This window comes from Prescottella equi, assembly GCF_020171745.1.
In the GTDB taxonomy this organism is placed as follows: Bacteria; Actinomycetota; Actinomycetes; order Mycobacteriales; family Mycobacteriaceae; genus Prescottella; species Prescottella equi_A.
This window is the reverse complement of record NZ_JAIVAH010000033.1, coordinates 39561-62761: the sequence shown is the minus strand read 5'-3', so window position 1 is coordinate 62761 and position 23201 is coordinate 39561. Positions and strand designations below refer to the sequence as shown.

Sequence of the window (23201 nt, the reverse complement as noted above, 5' to 3'; positions counted from 1 at the left end):
TGCGCGGCGCCACGCCCCGCCGTCCAGCAACGCGGAAGGGGCGATGTGAGCGAAATTCTGGAACTGTCAGACGGGACCACGTCGTCCACGGCGACGCCGGCGACCACAACGACGCAGTCGGTCGCCACCCGGGCCCGACGGATCCGGATCACACCGACCGACTTCGTCGCCGCGGCATCGTTCCTCGCGCTGGCAGTGTTCGTGCTCGGACGCCAGTGGAAACACCTCGGCGACGGCTACCTGGTCCGCAGCGGCCAGGACCAGACGATGTGGGAGTGGTTCTTCGCGGTCACCGCGCACTCCCTCGCGAACTTCGAGAATCCGCTTTCGAGCACGCTGCAGAACTACCCGCTCGGCGTGAACCTGATGGCCAACACCGCAATGTTCGGCGTCAGCGTCCCGCTGGCGCCGATCACGCTGATCTTCGGCCCCACCGTGACATTCACGCTCGCGCTCACGCTCGGCCTCGCCGGGACCGCGACCGCCTGGTACTGGGTGCTGTCGCGGCGCGTCGTGCAGTCCCGGTTCGCGGCAGCGGTGGGCGGCGTCTTCTGCGGCTTCGCGCCAGCGATGATCTCGCACACCAACGGCCACCCCAACTTCGTGGCGCTGTTCCTGCTGCCGTTCATCGCGCTGCTGGTCATCCGACTCGCGAGCGGCGAACGCCCGATCCGCAACGGCGTGCTGCTCGGACTCGCGGTCGCGTACCAGATCTTCCTCGGCGAAGAGCCGCTGCTGATCTATTCGATGGCGTTCGTGGTCTTCGGGATCGCCTACGGCGCATCGCACCCCGGCGCGGCGATCGCCGCGGCCAAGCGCGGCTTCAAGGGTCTGTGCGTCGCCGGCGGCGTCGCACTCGCGATCGTCGCGCTCCCGCTGTGGTGGCAGTTCCTCGGTCCGCAGAGCTACCACTCGATCGAGCACGGCCCGGTCGGCAACGACGTCAACGCCTTCACCCGCTTCCCCACCCAGTCCCTCGCCGGTGATCCCGGCTCCGCGGTCGGCCTGTCGATGAACGCCACCGAGGAGAACGCATTCTTCGGCTGGCCGCTGCTGCTGCTCGTCGCGATGACCGCGATCTGGCTGTGGCGCGTGCCGATGGCCCGCGCCGCCGCCGCGACCGTCGCGGTGATGGGTGTCCTCTCGCTCGGCGTGGAACTGACCGTCGCGCACACCGACACCGGGATCACGCTGCCGTGGACGCTGTTCGCGAAGCTGCCGCTGCTCGAATCGGTCCTCGAGTCCCGCTTCGCGATGGGCTGCATCCCCGCCATCGCGATCCTCCTCGCGCTCGGCACCGACCGGGCCATCGCGGCCGGACGCGTCGGCCAGCGCTCCACCACCCTGTTGTGGCTGGGCTGGCTCGCCGTCTCGCTGCTGCCGCTCGCCCCGGCCCCGCTCGAGGTCGCGCACCGCGCCCCGGTGCCGGCGTTCTTCGCCGACGGCACCTGGCGCTCCTACGTGTCCGACGGATCCGTCGTCACCGTCCCCCTCCCCCGGCCCGAGGACGCCAAGGCGCTGCAGTGGCAGGTGGGGCAGAGATTCGGCTATCCGATCGCGGGCGGCTACTTCGTCGGCCCCGCCGGCCCCGAGGACAAGGGCAAGTACGGCCCCGACGACCGCCCCACCGCGCTGCTGCTCGCCAAGACGCAGGGCACCGGCTCGGTGCCGGCGATCGACGATGCCACCCGCGCCACCGCACTCGCCGACCTGCGGTTCTGGAACGCCGACGTCGTGGTGCTGCCGCCGGGGAAGAACCAGCAGGCGTTGCACACCACCATCGAACGGCTCCTCGGCGTCGACGGCCGCTGGGTGGACGGCGTCTGGCTGTGGGACGTGCGGAATCTGACGTGACCCGCGCGCTCACCTAGAGTCGAGTCTCGTGCCAGACGACGTGACAGCCCCCGCCCAGGTCGACTCGAGCGCCAAGGCGCGCGGGGTTCGAACCGCCCGCCTCGTCGCGATCGTCACCGGCCTACTCGGCGCGATCCTCGCGATCGCCACCCCGTTCCTGCCCGTCCAGCAGGACGCGGCATCGATCAGCTGGCCCCAGAACGGCAGCCTCACCAGCGTCGAGGCGCCGCTCGTCTCCTACACGCCGCAGCAGCTGAACGTGAGCATCCCGTGCAGCGCCGTCGGGCAGCTGACGGAGAACGGCGGCGCACTCGTCGCGACGGCACCGACGTCCGCCGGGCGCGTCGAGGCCGACGGCCTCGTGATCAAGGTGGACGCCGCGTCGAACGGTGAACCCGCCCGGCTGCGGGCGATCCTGCGCGACACCGCACTGCTCTCGGTGCCCGTCGACGACCTGCAGGGCTGCACCGAGATCGTCGTCACGTCCGACCCGCAGGGCACCACCGCCGCGGTCGCCGGCCTCCCCGACCAGGAGGCGACCGTCGTCGACGGCGACGTCCGCCCGCAGATGGTGGGCGTCTTCACCGACCTGAAGGGCACCCCGCCCGCCGGTCTCGACGTCCGCGCCGACCTCGACTCCCGGTTCTCGTCGAGCCCCACCCTGATCAAGCTGGTCGCGATGATCGGCGCGGTGCTCGCCACGATCGTCTCGCTGGTCGCACTGCACCGCCTCGACGGCGTCGACGGCCGCCGCACCCGCCGCTTCCTGCCCGCCCGCTGGTGGCGATTCACTGGCATCGACGCGGTCGTGATCGGCGGCCTGCTGGTGTGGCACGTCATCGGCGCCAACACGTCCGACGACGGCTACCTGCTCAACATGGCCCGCGTCTCCGAGCACGCCGGCTACATGGCGAACTACTTCCGCTGGTTCGGTGTCCCCGAGGCGCCCTTCGGCTGGTACTACGACGTGCTCGTGCTGTTCACGAAGGTGAGCACCGCCAGCATGTGGATGCGCCTGCCCGCGCTGATCGCCGGCATCCTCTGCTGGATGATCATCAGCCGCGAGGTGATCCCCCGCCTCGGCCGGATGGTCCGCCGCAACACCGTCGCGATGTGGACCGCGGGTCTGGTGTTCCTGGCGTTCTGGCTGCCGTTCGACAACGGCCTGCGCCCCGAACCGATCATCGCGCTCGGCGCGCTGCTCACCTGGTGCTCGATCGAACGCGCGATCGCGACCGGACGAATGCTGCCCGCCGCCGTCGCGGTGCTGATCGCCGCGTTCTCCCTCGCCGCCGGACCGTCCGGGCTGATCGCGATCGCCGCGCTGATCGCCGGCGCCCGGTCGATCGTGCAGATCGCGGTCCGGCGCGCCCCGAAGGTCGGCGTCTTCGGCCAGATCGCGCCGATCCTCGCGTCCGGCACCGTCGTGCTGGTCGCCGTGTTCGCCGACCAGACCCTCGCCTCGGTGCTCGAGGCGACGCGGGTGCGCACCGCCGTCGGCCCCAACGTCGCCTGGTTCGACGAGCGGGTGCGCTGGGACGCGCTGCTCAACATCTCGCCCGACGGCTCGCTGGCCCGCCGCTTCGCGGTCTTCGCGATGCTGCTGTGCCTGATCGTGTGCATCCTGATGCTGCTGCGCCGCGGCGGAAAGATCCCCGGCACCGCGACCGGGCCGTCCCGCCGCATCCTCGGCATCATCTTCGCGTCACTGCTGCTGATGAGCTTCACCCCGACGAAGTGGACCCACCACTTCGGCGTGTACGCGGGCCTGGCCGGATCCGTCGCCGCCCTCGCAGCCGTCGCCGTCGCCGGCGCCAGCCTGCGCTCCAAGCGCAACCGCACACTGTTCGCCGCGGCGGTGCTGTTCATCCTCACGATGTCGTTCACCGGGCCCAACGGCTGGTGGTACGTGTCCAGCTTCGGCGTCCCCTGGTGGGACAAGCCGCCGTCCATCGGCGGCAAGAGTTTCGCCACCGCGCTGCTCGGGCTGACCGTGCTCACGCTGCTGCTCGCCGCCTGGTACCACATTCGCGAGCCCTACGAGCGGGCCAAGAATGCGAAGGACGCCACGGACACCGCGCCCAACGGCAACGGTCGGCTCGCCCGTATCCGCCGCTGGTCACCCGCACCGCTGACACTGGCCGCGGCCGCCGTCGTGCTGTTCGAGGTGCTCTCGCTCCTCAAGGGCGCCGTCGCGCAGTACCCGTCGTACTCGATCGCGCACGCGAACCTGCGTTCGGCGACCGGCAACTCGTGCGCGCTCGCCGACTACGTCCTCGTCGAGGACGACACGAACGCCTCCGTGCTGCGGCTACTGGACCAGCCGACCGACCTCGCGGGCGCCGGCGCGTTCGGCGCGACCGAGTCGACCGGCTTCACCGCGAACGGCGTCGCCCGCGACCTGACCGCCGACAAGGAGGCCGTCGCGACCGGCGGCGCCAACTCCGTCGACGCCGACTCCGATTCGGGCCAGACCACCACCGGAACCGGGGCCGGCACGGGCGGCGGCACCGAGGCGTCCACCGGCGTCAACGGCAGCTCGGTGTCGCTGCCGTTCGGGCTGTCGCCGTCCACCACCCCGGTACTCGGCAGCTACCAGTCCGGCGCGCAGGAAACCTCCGAACTGGTCACCGGCTGGTACGGCCTCCCCGACCGCAGCGACGACGCCCCGATCCTCACGATCGCGGCCGCCGGACGCATCCACTCCGTCGACCCCGACGGCATCGTCACCGACGGCCAGCTCCTCGACGTCGAATACGGCACGCGGCAGGCCGACGGCAGCGTCGAGGCCCTCGGCCGCATCGCACCCATCGACATCGGGCCCGCACCGTCGTGGCGGAACCTGCGGGTGCCGCTCGACCAGCTGCCTGCCGGCGCGAACGCCGTCCGGCTCGTCGCGTCCGACACCGGGCTCGCGCCGGACCAGTGGCTCGCCGTCACCCCGCCGCGCGTGCCGCACATGCAGACCCTGCAGACCGTGGTCGGCAGCAGCGCGCCGGTGCTGCTCGACTGGTCGGTGGGCCTGGCCTTCCCGTGCCAGCGTCCGTTCGACCACAAGGACGGCGTCGCCGAGGTCCCCGAGTACCGCATCCTGCCCGACCGCGTGGGCGCCCAGGCGACCAACGCGTGGCAGGACGCGATCGGCGGCGGACCGCTCGGCTGGACGTCGCTGCTGCTGAACGCCGAGACCATCCCGACCTACCTGGACGGCGACTGGCGGCGGGACTGGGGTTCCCTCGAACGATTCACCCCGATCGTCGAATCGGCGCAGCCCGCGCAGGTCGACGTCGAGCAGGTCACCCGCTCCGGGCTGTGGTCACCCGGCCCGATCCGGGAGACGCCACCCGCCTGACCAGCCTGTGAAGTAACTGAGAGCCGGTGACCTCGTTCGGATAACGAAAGCATCTCGCCTACGATCGATCACCGTGCCCGACGTTGTGACAGTTCCCGCGCCCGGACCCGAAGCCGGCGACGTACCGCCGGCTTCCCGACCCCGAAAAGCGGACCTCCGCAACGCTCGGCTGATCGCAATGGTCACCGGCCTGATCGGCCTGCTGCTGGCGCTCGCGACACCGTTCCTGCCGGTCACCCAGACCGCGGCGAGCGTGTCGTGGCCCGAGAACGGCGTCGCCGCCAACGTGGAGGCGCCGCTGATGTCGCAGGTGCCGACGTCGCTGTCCGCGACGATCCCCTGCCGGGCCGTCGCCGAGATGCCCGACGCCGGCGGCATCCTGCTCGCCACCGCGCCGCCCCAGGGCGAGGACGCGCCCGTCAACGCGATGTTCGTGCGCGTGTCCAGCGAGTCCGTCGACGTCCTCAACCGGAACGTCGTCATCGCCACCGCGTCGCGCGACGACGTCGAATCCGGCTGCACCGAGATCTCGATCGCATCCGACGTGAACGGCACCACCGCCGAGTTCGTCGGCCTCACCGACGACGACGGCAAGCCCCTCGTCGGCGAGATGATGTTCGACTACCGGCCGCAGGTCGTCGGTATCTTCACCGACCTCGCCGGCAAGACCGTCCCCGGTCTGCAGTTCTCGATGGACATCGACTCCCGGTTCTCGTCGAGCCCGACGCCGGTCAAGCTGATCGCGATGATCGGCGCGATCCTCGCCACCCTGATCTCGCTGGTCGCGCTGCACCGCCTCGACGGCGCGGACGGCCGCCGGGCCCGCCGCTTCCTGCCGGCCCGCTGGTGGAAGGTCACCGCGGTCGACGGCGTCGTCGTCGGCACCCTCGTCGGCTGGCACTTCTTCGGCGCCAACACCGCCGACGACGGCTACCTGCTCACGATGGCCCGCGCGTCCGAGCACTCGGGCTACATGGCCAACTACTTCCGCTGGTTCGGCGTCCCCGAGGCGCCGTTCGGCTGGTACTACGACGTCCTCGCCCTCATGGCGAAGATCTCCACCGCGAGCCCGTGGATGCGCCTGCCCGCGCTACTCGCCGCGATCCTGTGCTGGATGGTCATCAGCCGCGAGGTGCTGCCGCGCCTGGGCCGCGCGGTGCGCCACAACCGGGTCGCCCTGTGGACCGGTGGACTGGTCTTCCTCGCGTTCTGGCTGCCCTACAACAACGGCCTGCGCCCCGAACCGATCGTCGCCGTCGGCGCGCTGCTGACGTGGTGCTCGATCGAACGCGCCATCGCGACCCGACGTCTGCTGCCCGCCGCGATCGCCGCCCTCATCGGCGCGTTCACGCTCGCCGCCGCCCCGACCGGTCTGATGTGTATCGCCGCCCTGCTGGCCGGCCTGCGCCCCATCACCCGGCTCATCGTCCGGCGCCGCCGCGAGGTCGGCACCTTCTCGCAGCTGCTGCCGCTCGCCGCGGCGGGCACGCTGGTGCTGGTCGCCGTGTTCGCCGACCAGACGTGGGCGGCCGTCATGGAGGCCACCCGCGTCCGCACCATCATCGGCCCGAACCTCGAGTGGTTCCAGGACTACCAGCGCTACTACTTCCTGTTCGTCCAGACCACCGACGGCTCGCTGGCCCGCCGCTTCGCCTTCCTGACGATGCTGCTGTGCCTGTTCACGGTGCTGTTCGTGTTCCTGCGCCGCAAGCGGATCCCCGGCGTCGCGGCCGGACCGTCGTGGCGTCTGATGGGCATCGTCTTCGGAACGATGTTCTTCATGATGTTCAACCCCACGAAGTGGACCCACCACTTCGGGGCCTATGCGGGCATCGCCGGCTCCCTGGCCGCGCTGACCGCCGTCGTCGTGTCCGCGAGCGCGCTGCGCTCCCGCCGCAACCGCACGATGTTCCTCGCCGGACTGCTGTTCGTGCTGGCGCTGTCGTTCTCCGGCATCAACGGCTACTGGTACGTCTCCAGCTACGGCGTGCCGTGGTTCGACAAGACCGTCCAGATGAGCGGCCGCGAATCCAGCACCCTGTTCCTGGCGCTGTTCGGCCTGTCCGTCGCGCTCGTCGCCTGGCAGTACCTGCGTGAGGGCTATGCGCCGCCACCGGAGAAGCCCGGCACCGCCAAGGGCCGACGGATCCGCAAGTTCGCGGCCGCACCGCTCACCGTCATCGCCGGCGCCATGGTGCTGTTCGAGGTCCTGTCGATGCTCAAGGGCGCCGTGTCGCAGTACCCGGCGTACTCGCTGGGCCGCTCCAACGTCGAGGCACTCGCCGGCAGGTCGTGCGGTCTCGCCGACGACGTGCTCGTCGAATCGAACCCCAACGCGGGCGCCCTCACCCCGATCGCCGACCCCGCCAACCCGCTCGCCGACCCGAACGACCCCCTCGGCGGCAGCAAGCCCGTCGGCTTCACCCCCAACGGTGTGCCCGACGACCTGACCGCCGACTTCGTCGAGGTCAAGGCCGGCATGGGCAACACCGACAGCCAGAGCATCGGGCCCAGCTTCGAGACCGGCTCCGGCTCCGGCACCACCGGCGGCGTCGGCGCGCTCGGCATCAACGGCAGCACCGTCAAACTGCCGTTCGGGCTCGACCCGGCCCGCACCCCCGTCCTCGGCAGCTACCAGGACGGCATCCAGCAGTCGGCCTCGGTCGTCTCCAGCTGGTACCAGCTGCCCGAACGCAGCGACGACGCGCCGCTCATCGTGCTGTCGGCCGCCGGCCGCATCTTCTCCGTCGACCAGATCAGCGGACAGACCAACTACGGCCAGGCCCTCGTCGTCGAATACGGCAAGCGGCAGGCCGACGGCACCGTCGACATCCAGGGCACCTACGTGCCCCGCGACATCGGCCCCGCCCCGTCGTGGCGGAACCTGCGCGTCCCGCTCGACGAACTGCCCGCCGACACCGACGTCGTGCGGATCAGCGCCAGCGACCCGAACCTCACCGGCGACCAGTGGCTCGCCTTCACGCCGCCGCGCGTGCCGAAGCTCGAGTCGCTCGGTACCGTCGTCGGCACCCAGCAGCCCGTCCTGCTGGACTGGGCCGTCGGACTGCAGTTCCCGTGCCAGCGCCCGTTCGACCACCTCAACGGCGTCGCCGAGATGCCCGAGTACCGGATCCTGCCGGACCGGCCCCTCGCGGTCAGCTCCACCGACACCTGGCAGTCCCTCGAGAACGGCGGCCCGCTCGGCTGGACCGAGATGCTCGCCAGCGCCACCGCCATCCCGACCTACCTGAACCACGACTGGGGCCGGGACTGGGGCTCGCTCGAACGGTACGACCGGCACTACCCCAATGCCCAGCCCGTCACCGTCGAGACCCAGCAGGTCACCCGCTCCGGCCTCTGGTCGCCGGGCACCATGAGGGTGTACGAGCCGTAAACCCGTTTGGCCTGTTTGGCCGAATGTCACATGCGTTCAGTTGGACTGAACGCATGTGACATTCGGCCGTTCGGGGGGTTGTGGATAACCGTCGCGGCTATCCACAGATCCGGGTGAGCCCGTCGAAACCCGCTCCAGGGCGGCGAGCATGACGGGATGAGACGCGGAGCATGGGCAGACGATCCGGCCGGGCTGTTCGAGCTGGGCACCAACGGGATCGTGCGCACCCAGGCGCTGCTCGACGCCGGCGTCGCGCGCGGGACGATCTCCGGGCGGTGCCGGCAGGGTGGACCGTGGCAGCGGGTGCTGCCCGGAGTCGTTGCGCTGCAAAACGCTCCGCTCAGCACGCTGCAGCGCAATACGGCTGCCCTCGTCTACGGCGGCCCATCGGCAGTCCTGTCCGGTCATGCAGCGCTGGGAATCCACGGCTACGACCACTCTGCGAGTAAAGGCGACGTGCTCCTTCTCGTCCCGTCGACCAAACACCGCAGGGATTTCTCGTTCGTCACCGTCGAGCGGACATGGCGCATGCCCACACCCATCCCGAAGGGCTCACTGCGAATCGCACCGATCTCCCGGAGTCTGCTCGACGCGGCCCGGCGTACGTCGCGACCCGACTCGTGCCGCGCACTGCTGGTCGGGGCAGTTCAACGCGGCGACGTCGAGGTCGCCGACCTCGCCGAGGAACTCGACAACGGCAGCTGTCGCGGCAGCGCCCTACCGCGCCGTGTCGTGCGTGAACTGTCGGACGACGCACACTCCGTCGCCGAGGTCGAGGCGCAGAAGCTGTATGCGACAACGGCATTACCGCGGATGCGCCACAACAAGGACATCGTCGCCGCGGACGGGGAATGGATCGCTCGCCCGGACGGGTGGATCGACGACGTCGCGGTCGCCTGGGAAATCGACTCCTTGAAGCACCACTTCACCGCCCAGGCGCACGAGGCGACACTCCTACGCCGCGCGAGGATGCAGCGCCACGGAATCATCGTGGTAGCCACCCTGCCGAAGCAGATCCGACGCGACCCTCGGACAGTGATCGCCGACCTCGTCAGTGCGTACGAGCAGGGCCTCGAACGTGAACGGCCGAATGTCACATGCGTTCAGTTGGACTGAACGCATGTGACATTCGGCCACACGAGAGGATCAGAACGGGAGCAGATGATGCTTGCGCGGGTTCTTGAACACCTTCTTGCCGCGGAGCAGCTGCAGCGCCTTGCGGATCTCGAGGCGGGTGGCCGAGGGCTCGATGACGGCGTCGACGTAGCCGCGCTCGGCCGCGATGTACGGCGTGGCGACGAACTCGTTGTAGAAGTTGATCAGCTGCGCGCGGACCGCGGGGGCGTTGTCACCGGCGGCCTCGAGCTGCTTGCGGCCGATGATGTTGACGGCACCCTCGGCACCCATCACCGCGATGCGGGCCGTGGGCCACGCCAGGTTCACGTCGGCGCCGAGCTGCTTGGAGCCCATCACCGCGTAGCCGCCGCCGTACGACTTGCGCACCACGACAGTCACCTTCGGCACGCTCGCCTCGACATACGAGAACAGGAAGCGGCCGCCACGCTTGATGACGCCGATCTTCTCCTGCTCGACACCGACCAGGAAGCCGGGGGTGTCGACGACGAACACAAGCGGAATGTCGTACGCGTTGCAGACCCGCACGAAGTGCGCGGCCTTGTCCGACGCCGCCGCGTCCAGCGCGCCCGACAGATGCATCGGCTGGTTCGCGACCACGCCGACCGGACGGCCGTCGACGCGGGCGTATCCGGTGATGATGTTCTGCGCCGACTCCGCCCGGACCTCGAGGAACTCACCGTCGTCGAAGATCTTGATCAGGATGTCGTGCATGTCGTAGCCGGCGTTGTCGGCGTCGGGCATGAACGAGTCGAGCGACAGGTCGTCCTCGGTGGTCTCCGGCTCGAGACCCGGATTGATGATCGGAGGCTGCTCGGTGCAGCTCGACGGCATGTAGCTCAGGTACTGGCGCGCGTACTCGAACGCGGCCTTCTCGTCGGCCGCGACGTGGTGCACGTTGCCGTACTGCGCCTGGTTTCGGGCGCCGCCCAGCTCGTCGAGGCTGACGTCCTCGCCGGTCACGGACTTGATGACGTCCGGTCCGGTGACGAACATGTACGACTCTTCGGTCGCGATCACGATGTCGGTGTTGATCGGCGCGTAGACGGCACCGCCGGCGCACTTGCCCAGAATGATCGAGATCTGCGGGCACATGCCCGACAGCGGCTCCTGGCGGCGGCCCATCTCGGCGTACCACGCGAGCGACGTCACGGCGTCCTGGATGCGGGCGCCGGCGGACTCGTTGATGCCGACGACCGGGCAACCGATCTTGATGGCGAAGTCCCCGATGGCCGCGACCTTGCGGCCGAAGATCTCACCGGCTGCACCGCCGAAGACGGTCTGGTCGTGCGCGAAAACCGCGACCGGACGGCCGTCGACCAGGCCGTGGCCGGTGACGACGCCGTCGCCGTACGGGTTGGACTCGTCGCCGGGCTGGCGGGCCAGCTGGCCCATCTCGACGAACGTGCCCGGGTCGAGCAGCATGTCGATCCGCTCACGCGGCGTCGGCAGGCCCTTCTCCGCGCGCCGCGCGATCGCCTTCGGGTTACCCGGGGCCTTCGACCGCTCGAGCTTTTCGTGCAGTTCCGCAAGCTTTTCCGCGGTGGTGGTGCTCACTCAGTTGCTCCGCTTCTCGATCTCGGTCAGCTTGTTCGACAGGTCCGCGCCGACCTTGGAGATGTAGGGCTCGTCGACGATCTGGATGTGGTCGCCACCGATGTAGACGACCTCCAGGTTCTTCGCCACCTCACCCCAGCCGCCGTCGGGCTGACGGGTCGCGAACGCGGGCTCGAGCTCGATCGCCCCGTCGTGGTAGCTGTCCGCCATGTACAGCACGACATCGCCGTCGTACTGCTGCGGGTCCGCCGTCTGGATGGCGCGGTTGTCGAGCCACGACGTGCGCTGGTGCTCGATGATGCCGCCGGGGATCTTCGCGCCGCTGAGCTTGAGCAGGTCCATCAGGATCCCGATCTGCTCCTCGTCGCTGCCCGCCGCCGCGAGCCGATCGAACGGCAACGGGGCGTCGACGCCGTACGTCTCCTTCGCGAAGGCGGCGTACCGCTGCCAGCGGGCCCGGATCTCCTCGGGGGTGTCCTCGACGTGCTCGCCCGCCATGACGGTGTCGATCAGGCCGACGATGCGGACGTCGGCACCCTGCTCGCGCAGCTGGCGGGCCACCGCGTAGGCGAGCACGCCGCCGAGCGACCAGCCGGCCAGCACGTACGGGCCGTCGCCCTGGATCTCGCGCAGCAGCGGCACGTATGCCGCGGCGCGCTCGTCGATCGGGCCCTCGACCCGCTCGAGACCGAACATCGGCGTGTGCGCGGGCAGACGCTTGAGCAGCGGCTCGTACGCCACCGTCGAGCCACCCGCCGGATGGAACACGAACACCGGCACCGCATCCGAGCCCTCGGCCCGCGGCCGCAGCGTGCGGACCAGGCCGTCGATCTTCAGGCCGTCCTCGAGATGCTGACGCACCGTCTCGGCGAGCTGCTCGATCGTCTCGGCGTCGAGCACGTCGTCGACGGTGATCTCGCCGCCGGACCGCTCGGTCAGCCGCGTCGCCAGCTTCTCGGCGGACTCGTCGTCCAGGATCGGCAGCGTGCCGAAGATGCCCGGCGCCGACTTGCCCGTCACGACCGCCCACGACGCGAACGTCAGACGCTCCGCCGCGTCACGCGGGGGGACGCCGACCTCGTCGGACTCGGCCGGAGCCTTCTCCTCGGACTCGACGACCGGAGCCGCAACCTCCGAAACGGCATCGCCGGCATCCTTCTCCGACTGCTGCTGCGCGGCCATGGCCGCGACCTCCTCGCGGTTCTCCACCGCGTAGCGCAGGTACTTCGCGACGTCGTGCAGGCTCGCGTCCTTCACCGCCGCCAGCTGCAGCTGCGGGATGTCGAACTCGTACTCGACGCGGTTCTTGATCCGCACCGCCATCAGCGAGTCCAGACCCAGCTCGATCAGCGGGATCTCGCCCGGCAGATCCTCCGGCGCGTAGCCCATCGACTCCGCGACGACGATCGTCAGGCGGTCCTCGAGCGACTGCGAGCTCTCCGGATCCCAACGGTCACCGAAGGTCTCGGCGGACTCGGTCGAAACCTCGTCGGACGCCGCGGGCTTGGCGGCGACGGCCGCGACGACCGGCTCCGGCAGCGCCTCACCGGACGACACGACGGCGTCGTACACCAGCGAGAACGCGTTGCCGGTCTTGGCGTGCACCTGCACCGACGCACCACCGAGATGCGGGACGAGCGTCGTGGTCAGGGTCCCGGCCGACGGCACCTCACCGTGCGCGACAGCGCCGGTCAGCGCGACGTCCGCGAACAGCTGCGACGCGGCCGCGGTGACGAGTGCGCCGAGGTCGGTGACGGCGGACGCCTGCACCTCCCACGCGTGACGGCCGTCGGGCAGCGCGACGTGCGCACCCGGAACCCGGGTGTTGCCCGCCGACGACACGCGTGCGTCGATCCAGTGCCGCTTGCGCAGGAACGCGGTGCGCGGCAGGTCGGCGAAGTCGCCGGACGGCAGCAACGACGGCAGGTCGACGGCGTGCCCGTGGACGTACAGCTGCGCGAGGGCGGTCAGCACGCCGAGCGGCTCGTCCTCCTTGCGCTTGAGCGTCTGGATCAGCTGGGTGTCGGCGATGCCCGCGGCCCACGCGGTCGCGGCCACCGACATCAGCGTCACCGGGTTCGGCGCCAGCTCCACGAACGTGGTGTGTCCGGCGTCGACCGCGGCCTTGACGGCATTGGTGAAGTACACGCTGTGGCGTAGGCCCTTGGTCCAGTACTCGACCGGATGGATCGGGGCGTGGCCCGCCGGGTAGAACGCGTCCTGATCGACGGACGAGTACTGCCCGACCTTCAGCTTGTGCGGCTCGATGCCGGCCAGTTCGGCCGCCAGCTCACCGAGCAGCGGATCGACCTGCGACGTGTGACTCGCGCCCTTGGTCTGCAGGACGCGGGCCAGCTTCTCCTCGGACTCGGCGCGCGCGACGATCGCGTTCACCTCGGGCTCGGGGCCACCGATCACGGTGTGGGTGGGGGCCGCGTAGACGCACACCTCGAGGTTCGGGAAGTCCGGCAGGACCTTCTCGATCTCCTCGGAGCTGTACTCGACGAGCGCCATCAGACGGATGGCGTCGCCCTCGAGCAGACCCTCGGCCTCGCCCATCAGGCGCGAGCGCGAGCAGATGACGCGGACGGCATCCTCGAGCGACAGGCCGCCCGACACGTACGCGGCGGCGGCCTCACCCATCGAGTGCCCGACCAGCGCCGACGGCTCGGCGCCGTGGTGGCGCAACATCTTCGCGAGCGCGACCTGGATCGTGAAGATACCGACCTGCGAGGTCTCGACGTCGTAGTCGAGCGAGTCGTCGAGGAACTTCTCCTTCATGGAGTAGCCGGCCTCGTCCTCGATCAGCGCGTCGACCTCGTCGACGGCCGCGCGGAACACCGAGTTCTCGATGTACAGCTGCTTGGCCATCTTGCGGTGCTGCGAGCCGTAGCCCGAGAACACCCAGACCGGGCCCTTCGCGGCGGGCGCGTCGGCGGTCAGCACGCCCGGGGCGGGCTTGCCGGCGGCGACGGCGCGCAGACCGGTGACGGCCTCGGCACGGTTCTTCGCGATCACGACGGCGCGGGAGCGGCCGTGGTTGCGCTTGGCGAGGGTGCGCGCGACGTCGGCGAGCGGCGTCCGGCTGCCCTCCTCGGTCTCGAGCCAGTTGGCCAGATCCTCGGCGGCGCGGCGACGGCGCGACGGCATCGACGCCGACACCGCGAGCAGGACCGCGGTCTCCGCGACCTCGACGGCGTCCGACGCCTCGTCGAGCCCGACCGACGCCGCGGCCTCGGCGAGCATCCGCTCGGCCTCGGCCTCGATGGTGGTGTTCTCGTGGTCCAGATCGGCCACGGCGTCTTCGGACACCGTCTGCGCCGGAGCCTTGACGTACTCCCGGACCACGACGTGCGCGTTGGTGCCACCGAAACCGAAGCCGGACACACCCGCGACGGCCTGACCCGTGTAGCGCGGCCACGCCGTCGCCTCCGGGACGACCTGCAGGTGCGCCTTGTCGAACTGGATGTACGGGTTGGGGCCCGCGTAGTTGAGCGACGCCGGGATGACGTCCTCCTGCAGCGCGAGCACGACCTTGATCAGGCCCGCGGCGCCCGCGGCGGCCTCGAGGTGGCCGAAGTTGGTCTTGGCGGAACCGAGCAGCGCCGGCTTGTCGTCGTCCCGGCCGCGGCCGACGACGCGTCCGAGCGCGTCCGCCTCGATCGGGTCGCCGAGGATCGTGCCGGTGCCGTGCGCCTCGATGTAGTCGACGCCGGACGGCGCGATGCCCGCGTCGCGGTAGGCGTGGCGCAGGCAGTCGGCCTGCGCGTCCGGGTTGGGCGCGAGCAGTCCGTTGGAGCGGCCATCCTGGTTGACGGCGGAACCGGCGACGACCGCGAGGATCGTGTCGCCGTCCCGCTCGGCGTCCTCGAGACGCTTGAGGACGACGATGCCGCCACCCTCGGCGCGGACGATGCCGCTCGCATCGGACGAGAAGGCCTTGATCTTGCCGTCCTCGGTGAGGACACCGCCCTCGTCGAACCCGAGGGTCGCGGGCGGCGCGAGCAGCATGTTCACACCGCCGGCCAGCGCGATCTCGGACTCACCCGAACGCAGGCTGCGCACCGCCTGGTGCACCGCCACGAGCGACGACGAGCACGCCGTGTCGAGCGCGATGGACGGGCCGCGGAAGTCGTAGAAGTACGAGACGCGGTTCGCGACGATCGCGGTCGACGTGCCGGTCAGCGCATACGGATGCGCCGACGCCGGGTCGCTCACCGCGAGCAGCTGGTAGTCGTTGGCCGACGAGCCGAGGAACACACCGACCTCGCGGCCCTTGAGCGCGCTCGCCGGAATGTGCGCGTGCTCGAGCGCCTCCCACGTCAGCTCCAGCGCCAGTCGCTGCTGCGGGTCCACGTTCTGGACCTCGAGCGGCGACATCGCGAAGAACTCGGCGTCGAAACCCTGCACGTCGTCGAGGTAGCCACCCTTGGTGGCGGCCTTCTCGACGGCGGCCGCGACGTACGGATCGGCGGTGAACTCCGCCCAGCGGCCCTCGGGCAGGTCGGTGACCGCGTCGCGGCCCTCGATCAGCAGCTTCCACATTTCCTGCGGGGTGTGCCCGGCGCCCGGGAACCGCGACGCCAGACCGACGATCGCGATGTCGTGCGACTGCCCGGCCGGGACGCCGCCGCGGTAGTACGCGGCGTCGTCGCCGTCTCCGGGCAGCTCCGGCTCACCCTCGATGATGCGGGTGGCCAACGAGGCGATGGTCGGATGCTGGTACACGACCGTGGCGGAGAGCGTGACCCCCACGAGGTCCTCGATCTCCCCCGACAACGCGACTGCGTCACGGGAGGAGAGACCGAACTCCTCCAACGGTCGGTCGTCGGATATCGCCGCCGCCGGTTGCCCGGTAGCCTCTGCGATCCAGTTGCGCATCCACTCGCGCAGCTGCGCGACCGTCATCTCGTGTTCAGCCATCAACTCACCAAGCTATCCGTCAGAAAAGGATCTAGTCGGAAACGGCGTCCGGGAACGCGGTCTGGATGTGGCCGCCACGCAGCGTCCCCTCGACGTACGCCGCCTTGCACGCGCGGCGGGCCAGCTTGCCGCTGGACGTACGAGGAATCGAGCCGGCCGGAACCAGAAGCACATCGCGCGCGGTGACACCGTGACGCGACGAGATGGCGGCGCGGACGGCGTCCGCGATCGGCTGCGGGTCGGCCTTACCGGCGCCCGGCGCGCGCTCCGCGACGACGACCAGCTGCTCGGAGGCGTCGTCCTGGTCGAAGACCAGTCCGGAGTGCGAGTTCTCGAACACCTGCGTCGGCAGCTGGTTCGCCGGGACCGCGAACGCGGCGACGAAACCGGGACGCAGCGCGGAGCTGGCCTCCTGCGCCGAGTACTCGAGATCCTGCGGGTAGTGGTTGCGACCGTCGACGATCACCAGGTCCTTGACGCGGCCGGTGATGTAGAGCTCGCCGTCGACGAACACGCCGTAGTCGCCGGTGCGCAGCCAGTTGGCGTCGTCCGGCGCGCCCTCGGCGTGCGAGCTCGCGGGCAGACGCTCGAGCAGCTTGTTGTGGAAGGTCTCGGCAGTCTCCTGCTCGCGACCCCAGTAGCCCTGGCCGATGTTGTCACCGTGCAGCCAGATCTCGCCGACGTAGCCGTCGGGACGCTCGGCGGCGGCCTCCGGATCGACGATCGTGGCCCACTGGCTACGCGAGATGGCGCCACACGCGACCTGCGCGACCGCGCCCGGCGCGTCCTGGTCGACCTGGACCATGCGACCGGCGTTGAGCTGGTCGCGGTCGACATACATGACCTTGGCCTCGTCCGACGGGTGCGTGGTCGAGACGAACAGCGTGGCCTCCGCCATGCCGTATGACGGCTTGATCGCGGTCTTGGGCAGGCCGTACGGCGCGAACGCGTCGTTGAACTTGCGCATCGACGCCACCGTGACCGGCTCGCTGCCGTTGATCAGGCCGATCACGTTGCTCAGGTCGAGGTGCTCGCCCTCCTTCGGCAGACCGCGGACCGCGGCGTGCTCGAAGGCGAAGTTGGGGGCCGCGGCGTACGTTCCGGCGCCGTCGGAGATCGCCGCGAGTTCCTTGATCCAGCGGTACGGACGCTGCACGAACGCGCGCGGGCTCATGATGGTGATGTACTGGCCGCCCAGCGCGGGCAGGATCACCGTCAGCAGACCCATGTCGTGGTAGAGCGGCAGCCAGGTGACACCGCGCGAGTTCTCGCTGAGCCCCAGCGAGTCGACCATCTGGAGCACGTTGGTGGCGACACCACGGTGCGTGATCTCGACACCGGCCGGCGTCCGGGTGGAGCCGGACGTGTACTGCAGATACGCGATGTCGTCGAGTTCGATCGCGGGACGGACCCACGTGTCGCCCACGCTGTCCGGGATCGCGTCGACCGCGATGATCCGGGGACGCTTCGCGGCGGGCAGCGAACGGAAGAACTGACGGACTCCGGCCGCCGACGACGTCGCCGTCAGGATCGCGGCGGGCTCGCAGTCGCCGAGAACCGCGTGCAGGCGGTCGGTGTGACCGGGCTCGTCCGGATCGAACAGCGGGACCGCGATCCGACCCGCGTGGATTGCCGCGAAGAAGGACGTCACGTAGTCGAGGCCCTGCGGCGCGAGGATCGCGACACGGTCGCCGTACTCGGTGACCTGCTGCAGGCGGGCTGCGACGGCACGAAGGCGTAGACCGAACTGGCCCCAGGTCAACTCCTGCGCCTCGCCGTCACGCTCGCGCGAGTAGTCGACATAGCGGTACACCAGGTCACCCGCGTTGTTGCGCGTGTGCTCATCGACGTAGTCGATCAGCGTGTGCCCCGGCGTGAGCCGGATGTGGCCGTGTTCGTCGAGGTAGTCGTCGAACATCGCGTTCATTCCTTCTCCTGTCGAAGCGATCACACAACCATCAACCGACATAGTTGCGCCCCAGACTTCCTTCGCCGCGCGGATTCATCGTTAGTTCTCTGTTTCGTCGGTCGTGGCCTGCTTCTTGTCGTCGCTCGTGGCTACCTTTTTCCTTTGTAGCCACTCGCAACTTCCGGGACGTAGACGACACGCCTACGAGTCGGTCCATCGACTCGAAACCAGCAACATGTTACAGATGCGCATCGTCTACTCGCCCCGGAGCAATGGGATCACCGGCGCGAATGCTTCCATCTGAGTCGGAAAGACGCCCACATATGACATCGACGTCTTCTCCCGCACGTTACGGATCTGATCTGCGATCTCGTCGTACGTGCCGATCGCCAGGTACGGCGAGTTCAGGAGTTCCTCGACCGACAACGCGGTGTCGACCTCGATGTTCGGCGGGAACCCCTGGCCGAGCGCGGCCAGAGCCATCTCGGCGGCCTGCTCTCGATCGTCGGTGACCATGATCGTGGTGATGGTCCAGTTCAGTTCGATGTCGTCGAACCGGTCGCCGGCCGCGTCCCGGATCCGCTCGACCCGCTCGATGGTCTTTTCCATCGTGATGCCCGACAGCAGCAGACGGCCGTCCTTGCTGGTCGGCGTGGCCACCGAGATGATGTCGGCGTACTTGGCCGCCAGGGCCAGCATCTTGGGGCCACCGCCGCCGACCGCGATCGGCGGGCGCGGGCCCTGCCGCGGACGGGGGCTGCCCTTGAGTCCGCTGATCCGGTAGTGCTCACCCTCAAAGTTGCACTCCTGGCCACGCAGCAGCGTGTCCAGAATCTGCAGGGACTCCTCGAGTTTCGCAATTCGGACACCGGGGCGCTCGTACTCGATGCCACCCTTGTCGAACTCTTCCTTCATCCATCCGGCGCCGATGCCGAGCTCCAGACGGCCACCCGAGAGGACGTCGATCGTGGCGGCGTCCTTGGCGAGCACCGCGGGGTGCCGGAAACCGTTCGCGAGAACGGCCGTGCCCAACCGGATCTTGTCGGTCGCGACGGCAAGTGCGCCCAGTGCCGCGATCGGCCCCACCTGATTGCCCAGGTGGTCGGGGATCATGAAGCTGTCGTAGCCGAGCTCCTCGGCCTTCTGCGCGAGCTTGAGGAATCGACGAGCACCGCCCTCTTCGGCATTACCCTCGCCACCGGCCGCGAACCGGAACTTACGCGGCGCGCGGACGTCCGAGACGTCGGTGGAACCCATCAAAGCCTTCTTCCTCGTTCACGCATGCAGCCCCCGGCCCGTTCAGGCACAACCAATCAAGCATAGGGATCCACCCCCGTTACCCGTGATCGGGTCGCGAGCACGGACATTACCGCTCGTGAGGCTACTGAGGAGTCGGTTCGGACTACGACTTTCGGCGGATCACTCGTGCGCGGGCTCGGGCGCCGCGTCGATCTGGTCGACCGCCCAGTTCGTGATCCACTGTGTGGCGGTGGTTCCGTTGCCGTCGACGACGAACGAGTTGTACATCGCGTGGACCGGATTGTTGTAGTACTCGGTCAGTCGTGACGCACTGCTGAGCCAGTTGCCGACCTTGAGCGCCTCTGCGGGCGCGTCGCAGATTCCGTCGCTGGGGGCACAGATCTGGACGGTGCGATCCGCCAACGCACCGAAGCCGCCGGGACGCACACCCGTCATCGTGATGCCCGGCAGCTTCAGGCCCGCGAGCGACAGCTCCGCACCGACACCGGCGACCGGCGGACCGATCGTCGGTGCGGCCGCGGGATCGCGCCTGCCGTCGGCGATCACGCCGACGCCCAGCACGAGGTCGGGCGACACCGGGCCGTCGCCGGCACCGATCCGCGCCGCGACATCGCCCGCGATCACTGCGCCCTGCGAGAAGCCGGTGAGTAGATACGTCGTGAGCGGGCACTCCGCGTGCCGACGCTCGATCAGGTCGATCGTCGCCGCCGTCCCGGCTGCGCGCGAATTGTTGTACGACTCCTGGCCGTCCGGCGGGAGCGCGACCGGATTGGAGAACTGCGCGACGTACGGGACGGTGTAGACGTCGGCCCGCTGCGGCGAGAAACGCTCCTGCAGCGGCCGAGTCACGTTGAGCATGAGCGACGCGGGGTTGGCCGTCGGGTTGTGCGGGTCGTCCGCGGCGTTCGACTCCCAGGTTCCGGGTACCGAGATCACCTGGACGTCCGGACAATCCGCCGGCTGCGCACTCGGCGGTGTCGGCCCTGGAGGCGTCGGCGGCGCCGGCTCGGGCACTCGCCCGGCCAGCAGGTACCAGATCGCGACGATGACGAGCACCAGGATCGTCGCGAGCACTGCGACGAGTCCGAAGCGCCTACGCCCCCGGTTCTTCCCGGACTTCCGCGTTCCGCGGCCGCTCACACTCACGCGCGACTACCGGCAGTACTCGGCCTGGGCGACCTGAATGTAGATGCCCGCGTTCTTACCGGCCTGCTCGGGCGAGATCTCCTGGCCCGACGCGATCGCCTCGCTGCCGACGGCCGCGGTGACGAACGTGGAGATCTCCTCGTTGGAGCTGCCCTGCTCCTTCGCGGCACAGATGTAGTCGGCGGTCGAGACGGCGATCTGGCCGTTGCCGGCGGGCGTGATGCCTTCCTTCTTCAGACCGTCCAGGAACGCCTGACCGCGGGGGTCGATCGGCACCTCGGTGGGGCCGGGGAACCCGCTCGGCACGGACTGCTGCTGCTCGACGGCGTCGGTGGTGGCCTGGCTGCCGCCACCGGAAGGCGCAGGCGCCGCGGCGTCACCCGTCGTCTTGCTCGACGTCGTCTTGGTGGTGGACGCAGCGGCGGACGTGGTCGACGGCTCCCCCGTGGCCGACGAGTCGTCGTCGCCGCAGGCGACCAGCAGTCCGCCGGCGGCGACTACGAGCGCGCTCGTCGCAATGGTGCGGGCGAGCGCGGAGCGGGTACGGGAGAAGTGCGACATGTCAGTCCTCGAGTTTGCTGTGTCGAAACGATGTCTTGAAACAGGCTACATACGACGCGGGGCGGCGCCCGGATCCGTGGATCCGGTCACCGCCCCGCGCGTGGTCGGACCATCGTCAGGCGATGGTCGCCTTTCCGTCCTTGATGGTGATGACGCCGTGCTGGAACTTCTGCTGCACGCCGCCCGGAACGTCGAACTGGTCGCCGATCGGGTAGCCCAGTCGACCGTTCTCGTAGTTCTCCTTCGCCCAGGCGTCGAAGATCGGGCCGTTCCGGACCGCCCAGGCGCCGCTCGCGGGGCTCCAGTAGATGTTGCCGTTCTCGAAGCGGTTGAAGGCGCCGAAGTCCCTGAGACCGATCTCACTGGTCAGCGGGAGGCCGAGCAGGCCACCCTCCCAGCCGAGCTCGCCGTACTTCTTGATGATCAGGCCGCGGACCGCGTGCGTGCCGGTCGGCTGGCTCCAGTACATCGAACCGTTCTCGAAGTCCTGGACCAGGCCGTCCTTACCCTGCAGCTTGGTCTGGTCGGCCCGCGGGTAGCCGAGCGGGCCACCCTCGTAGCCCTGCTTGACCCACTCGTCCTTGACCGGACCGCTCACCGCGTGGGCGCCGGTCTGCGGCGTCCAGTAGATAGAGCCCTTCTGGAAGTGGTTGAAGCGGCCACGGCCGTCGGGGGTGCCGTACTCCTGGGTGGTCGGGAACCCGAGCACGCCGGCCGGTCCGTTCGCGCCCTGGTAGGTGCCACCGATGCGTCCCGCGACGGGCTGTGCACCCGAGCTCTGCGAGAAGAAGATGCGTCCGAAGCGGAAGTCCTGCGCGACACCGCCGGGCACCGAGTACTCGCCGGTGAGGCAGTCGCCGATCCAGTTGTTGCCGTTCGCGACCGGTGCAATCGCACCACCCACGCCGCAGCCCGGCTTGTCGGCCTCGACACCGAGCGCGGTGGCGAGCTGGGGCCACAGCTGGTGCATCTCGAACTCCCAGTACGGCCACGAATGCGTGCCCGACGGACGGTAGTTGACCGTCGCGGGGATGTTCAGCTTGCGCAGCTTGGTGGTGAACGTCTGCGACGTCAGACGCGACAGGATCTCGAGACCCATACCCGCGTAGTTGGTGCTGATGCCCGGGATCCCGGACGGCTGATCGTACGGACCGGTGGTGCCGCTACCGCTCGAGACGTAGAGGCTCATGCCCTTGAGCTTGTCGGCCAGCAGGTACGGATCGTGTGCGGCCCATGCGTCGTTGGTGGGATTACCCCACATGGCGTCGGCGTCGAATCCGCCGGCGTCGCTGATCGCGTACGAGATGGCCTGCGGCATACCGAGCGTGGTGGTGGTGAGGATGCCCGACAGCGAACCCGCGAACTTGAAGAAGCCCGGGTTGCGGGCCGACAGCATCATCGCGGAAGTGCCGCCCATCGACAGGCCGACGACGCCGCGCGTCTGCGTGGTGCGCCACTGGCCTTCGAGGATCGGCGGGAGCTCCTTGGTGAGGAACGTCTCCCACTGGTAGTTGTGACCGTTGTTCTGGTCGAGCCAGTCGGCGTAGAAGCTGGAGTTGCCACCGATCGGCATGACGACGTTGACGTTCTTGTCCGCGTAGAAGGCCTCGGCGTCGGTCTCGAGCGTCCAGCCGTTCTCGTCGTCCCGCGCGCGCATGCCGTCGAGCATGAAGACTGCCGGGAACTTGGCGTCGGGCTTGGCGTTCCAGTCGCGCGCGAGCAGCAGCTGCACCTGGATCGGCACACCCATCGACGGCGAGTTGACCCACACCGCGACGCGGCGATCGGTGAGCCACTCGACCTTGGCGACACCTCCCGGAGCACCCGCCTGCACGGAGGGCGTGCCACCGGGAGTGCCGAGGGACTGTGCACCGGCGGTACCGACCGAGGTGATGCCCGCCGCGATCGGCATGACAAGCGCGGCTGCGGCGACGCTGAGCGCCCTCCTCCGCCACCTACCTTCGGTGCCGGCGCGGTACGACGACCGCTCGAGACCTGATCGCATGGGGACAACTCTCCTTCGTCGTGGCGGGCGCCCCCCTCGGGGCCGAGTTCGTCGCTTCCTTACTACACGGCGGAAGGGACGATCCGGGGTTGCCTCGCTGGGGCGG

General features: G+C 69.4%; 11 protein-coding genes. 4 read left to right on the top strand and 7 right to left on the bottom strand.

Features of this window, described 5'->3' with window-relative positions; all coding sequences use genetic code 11:
- Positions 1-45: 45 nt before the first annotated feature.
- The 4 genes from LCL87_RS24700 (at position 46) to LCL87_RS24685 (ending at position 9716) form a co-directional block, all read left to right on the top strand.
- The gene (locus tag LCL87_RS24700) at positions 46-1854 is read left to right on the top strand and encodes a glycosyl transferase (protein WP_225024096.1); all 1809 of its coding nucleotides are present in this window, start codon (positions 46-48) and stop codon (positions 1852-1854) included.
- A 28-nt stretch (positions 1855-1882) separates the two neighbouring features.
- A complete protein-coding gene (locus tag LCL87_RS24695; protein WP_225024095.1) occupies positions 1883-5206 on the top strand; it encodes an arabinosyltransferase domain-containing protein in 3324 nt (1107 codons plus the stop codon).
- Positions 5207-5384: 178 nt separating this feature from the next.
- Positions 5385-8600: an arabinosyltransferase domain-containing protein gene (locus LCL87_RS24690; protein ID WP_225024094.1), complete on the top strand. Its 3216-nt coding sequence runs from the start codon at positions 5385-5387 to the stop codon at positions 8598-8600.
- 156 nt (positions 8601-8756) lie between these two features.
- Positions 8757-9716: a hypothetical protein gene (locus LCL87_RS24685; protein ID WP_225024093.1), complete on the top strand. Its 960-nt coding sequence runs from the start codon at positions 8757-8759 to the stop codon at positions 9714-9716.
- 30 nt (positions 9717-9746) lie between these two features.
- On the opposite strand, the gene LCL87_RS24680 is transcribed toward LCL87_RS24685, so the two are convergent.
- The 7 genes from LCL87_RS24680 to LCL87_RS24650 form a co-directional block, all read right to left on the bottom strand.
- On the bottom strand, positions 9747-11291 hold the full coding sequence (locus tag LCL87_RS24680; protein ID WP_225024092.1) for an acyl-CoA carboxylase subunit beta: 1545 nt from the start codon (positions 11289-11291) through the stop codon (positions 9747-9749).
- A complete protein-coding gene (gene pks13, locus LCL87_RS24675) occupies positions 11292-16214 on the bottom strand; it encodes a polyketide synthase Pks13 (RefSeq protein WP_225024091.1) in 4923 nt (1640 codons plus the stop codon).
- Positions 16215-16245: 31 nt separating this feature from the next.
- Positions 16246-18141: a long-chain-fatty-acid--AMP ligase FadD32 gene (fadD32, locus tag LCL87_RS24670; RefSeq protein ID WP_225024090.1), complete on the bottom strand. Its 1896-nt coding sequence runs from the start codon at positions 18139-18141 to the stop codon at positions 16246-16248.
- Between the two features lie 237 nt (positions 18142-18378).
- On the bottom strand, positions 18379-19380 hold the full coding sequence (locus LCL87_RS24665; protein ID WP_225024089.1) for an LLM class F420-dependent oxidoreductase: 1002 nt from the start codon (positions 19378-19380) through the stop codon (positions 18379-18381).
- Positions 19381-19542: 162 nt separating this feature from the next.
- Positions 19543-20529, bottom strand: coding sequence for a cutinase family protein (locus LCL87_RS24660; protein ID WP_510850857.1), 987 nt, complete (start codon positions 20527-20529; stop codon positions 19543-19545).
- A gap of 6 nt (positions 20530-20535) precedes the next feature.
- On the bottom strand, positions 20536-21090 hold the full coding sequence (locus LCL87_RS24655) for a DUF732 domain-containing protein (RefSeq protein WP_225024087.1): 555 nt from the start codon (positions 21088-21090) through the stop codon (positions 20536-20538).
- Between the two features lie 115 nt (positions 21091-21205).
- Positions 21206-23095, bottom strand: a complete 1890-nt coding sequence (locus LCL87_RS24650) for an alpha/beta hydrolase-fold protein (RefSeq protein WP_225024086.1) — start codon at positions 23093-23095, stop codon at positions 21206-21208.
- Positions 23096-23201: the final 106 nt, after the last annotated feature.

Coding starts and splice junctions, on each gene's coding strand:
- LCL87_RS24690 (WP_225024094.1), top strand. CDS start 5,385: ATGGTCACCGGCCTGATCGGCCTGCTGCTGGCGCTCGCGACACCGTTC.
- LCL87_RS24685 (WP_225024093.1), top strand. CDS start 8,757: ATGAGACGCGGAGCATGGGCAGACGATCCGGCCGGGCTGTTCGAGCTG.
- pks13 (WP_225024091.1), bottom strand. CDS start 16,214: ATGGCTGAACACGAGATGACGGTCGCGCAGCTGCGCGAGTGGATGCGC.
- fadD32 (WP_225024090.1), bottom strand. CDS start 18,141: ATGAACGCGATGTTCGACGACTACCTCGACGAACACGGCCACATCCGG.
- LCL87_RS24665 (WP_225024089.1), bottom strand. CDS start 19,380: ATGGGTTCCACCGACGTCTCGGACGTCCGCGCGCCGCGTAAGTTCCGG.
- LCL87_RS24655 (WP_225024087.1), bottom strand. CDS start 21,090: ATGTCGCACTTCTCCCGTACCCGCTCCGCGCTCGCCCGCACCATTGCG.
- LCL87_RS24650 (WP_225024086.1), bottom strand. CDS start 23,095: ATGCGATCAGGTCTCGAGCGGTCGTCGTACCGCGCCGGCACCGAAGGT.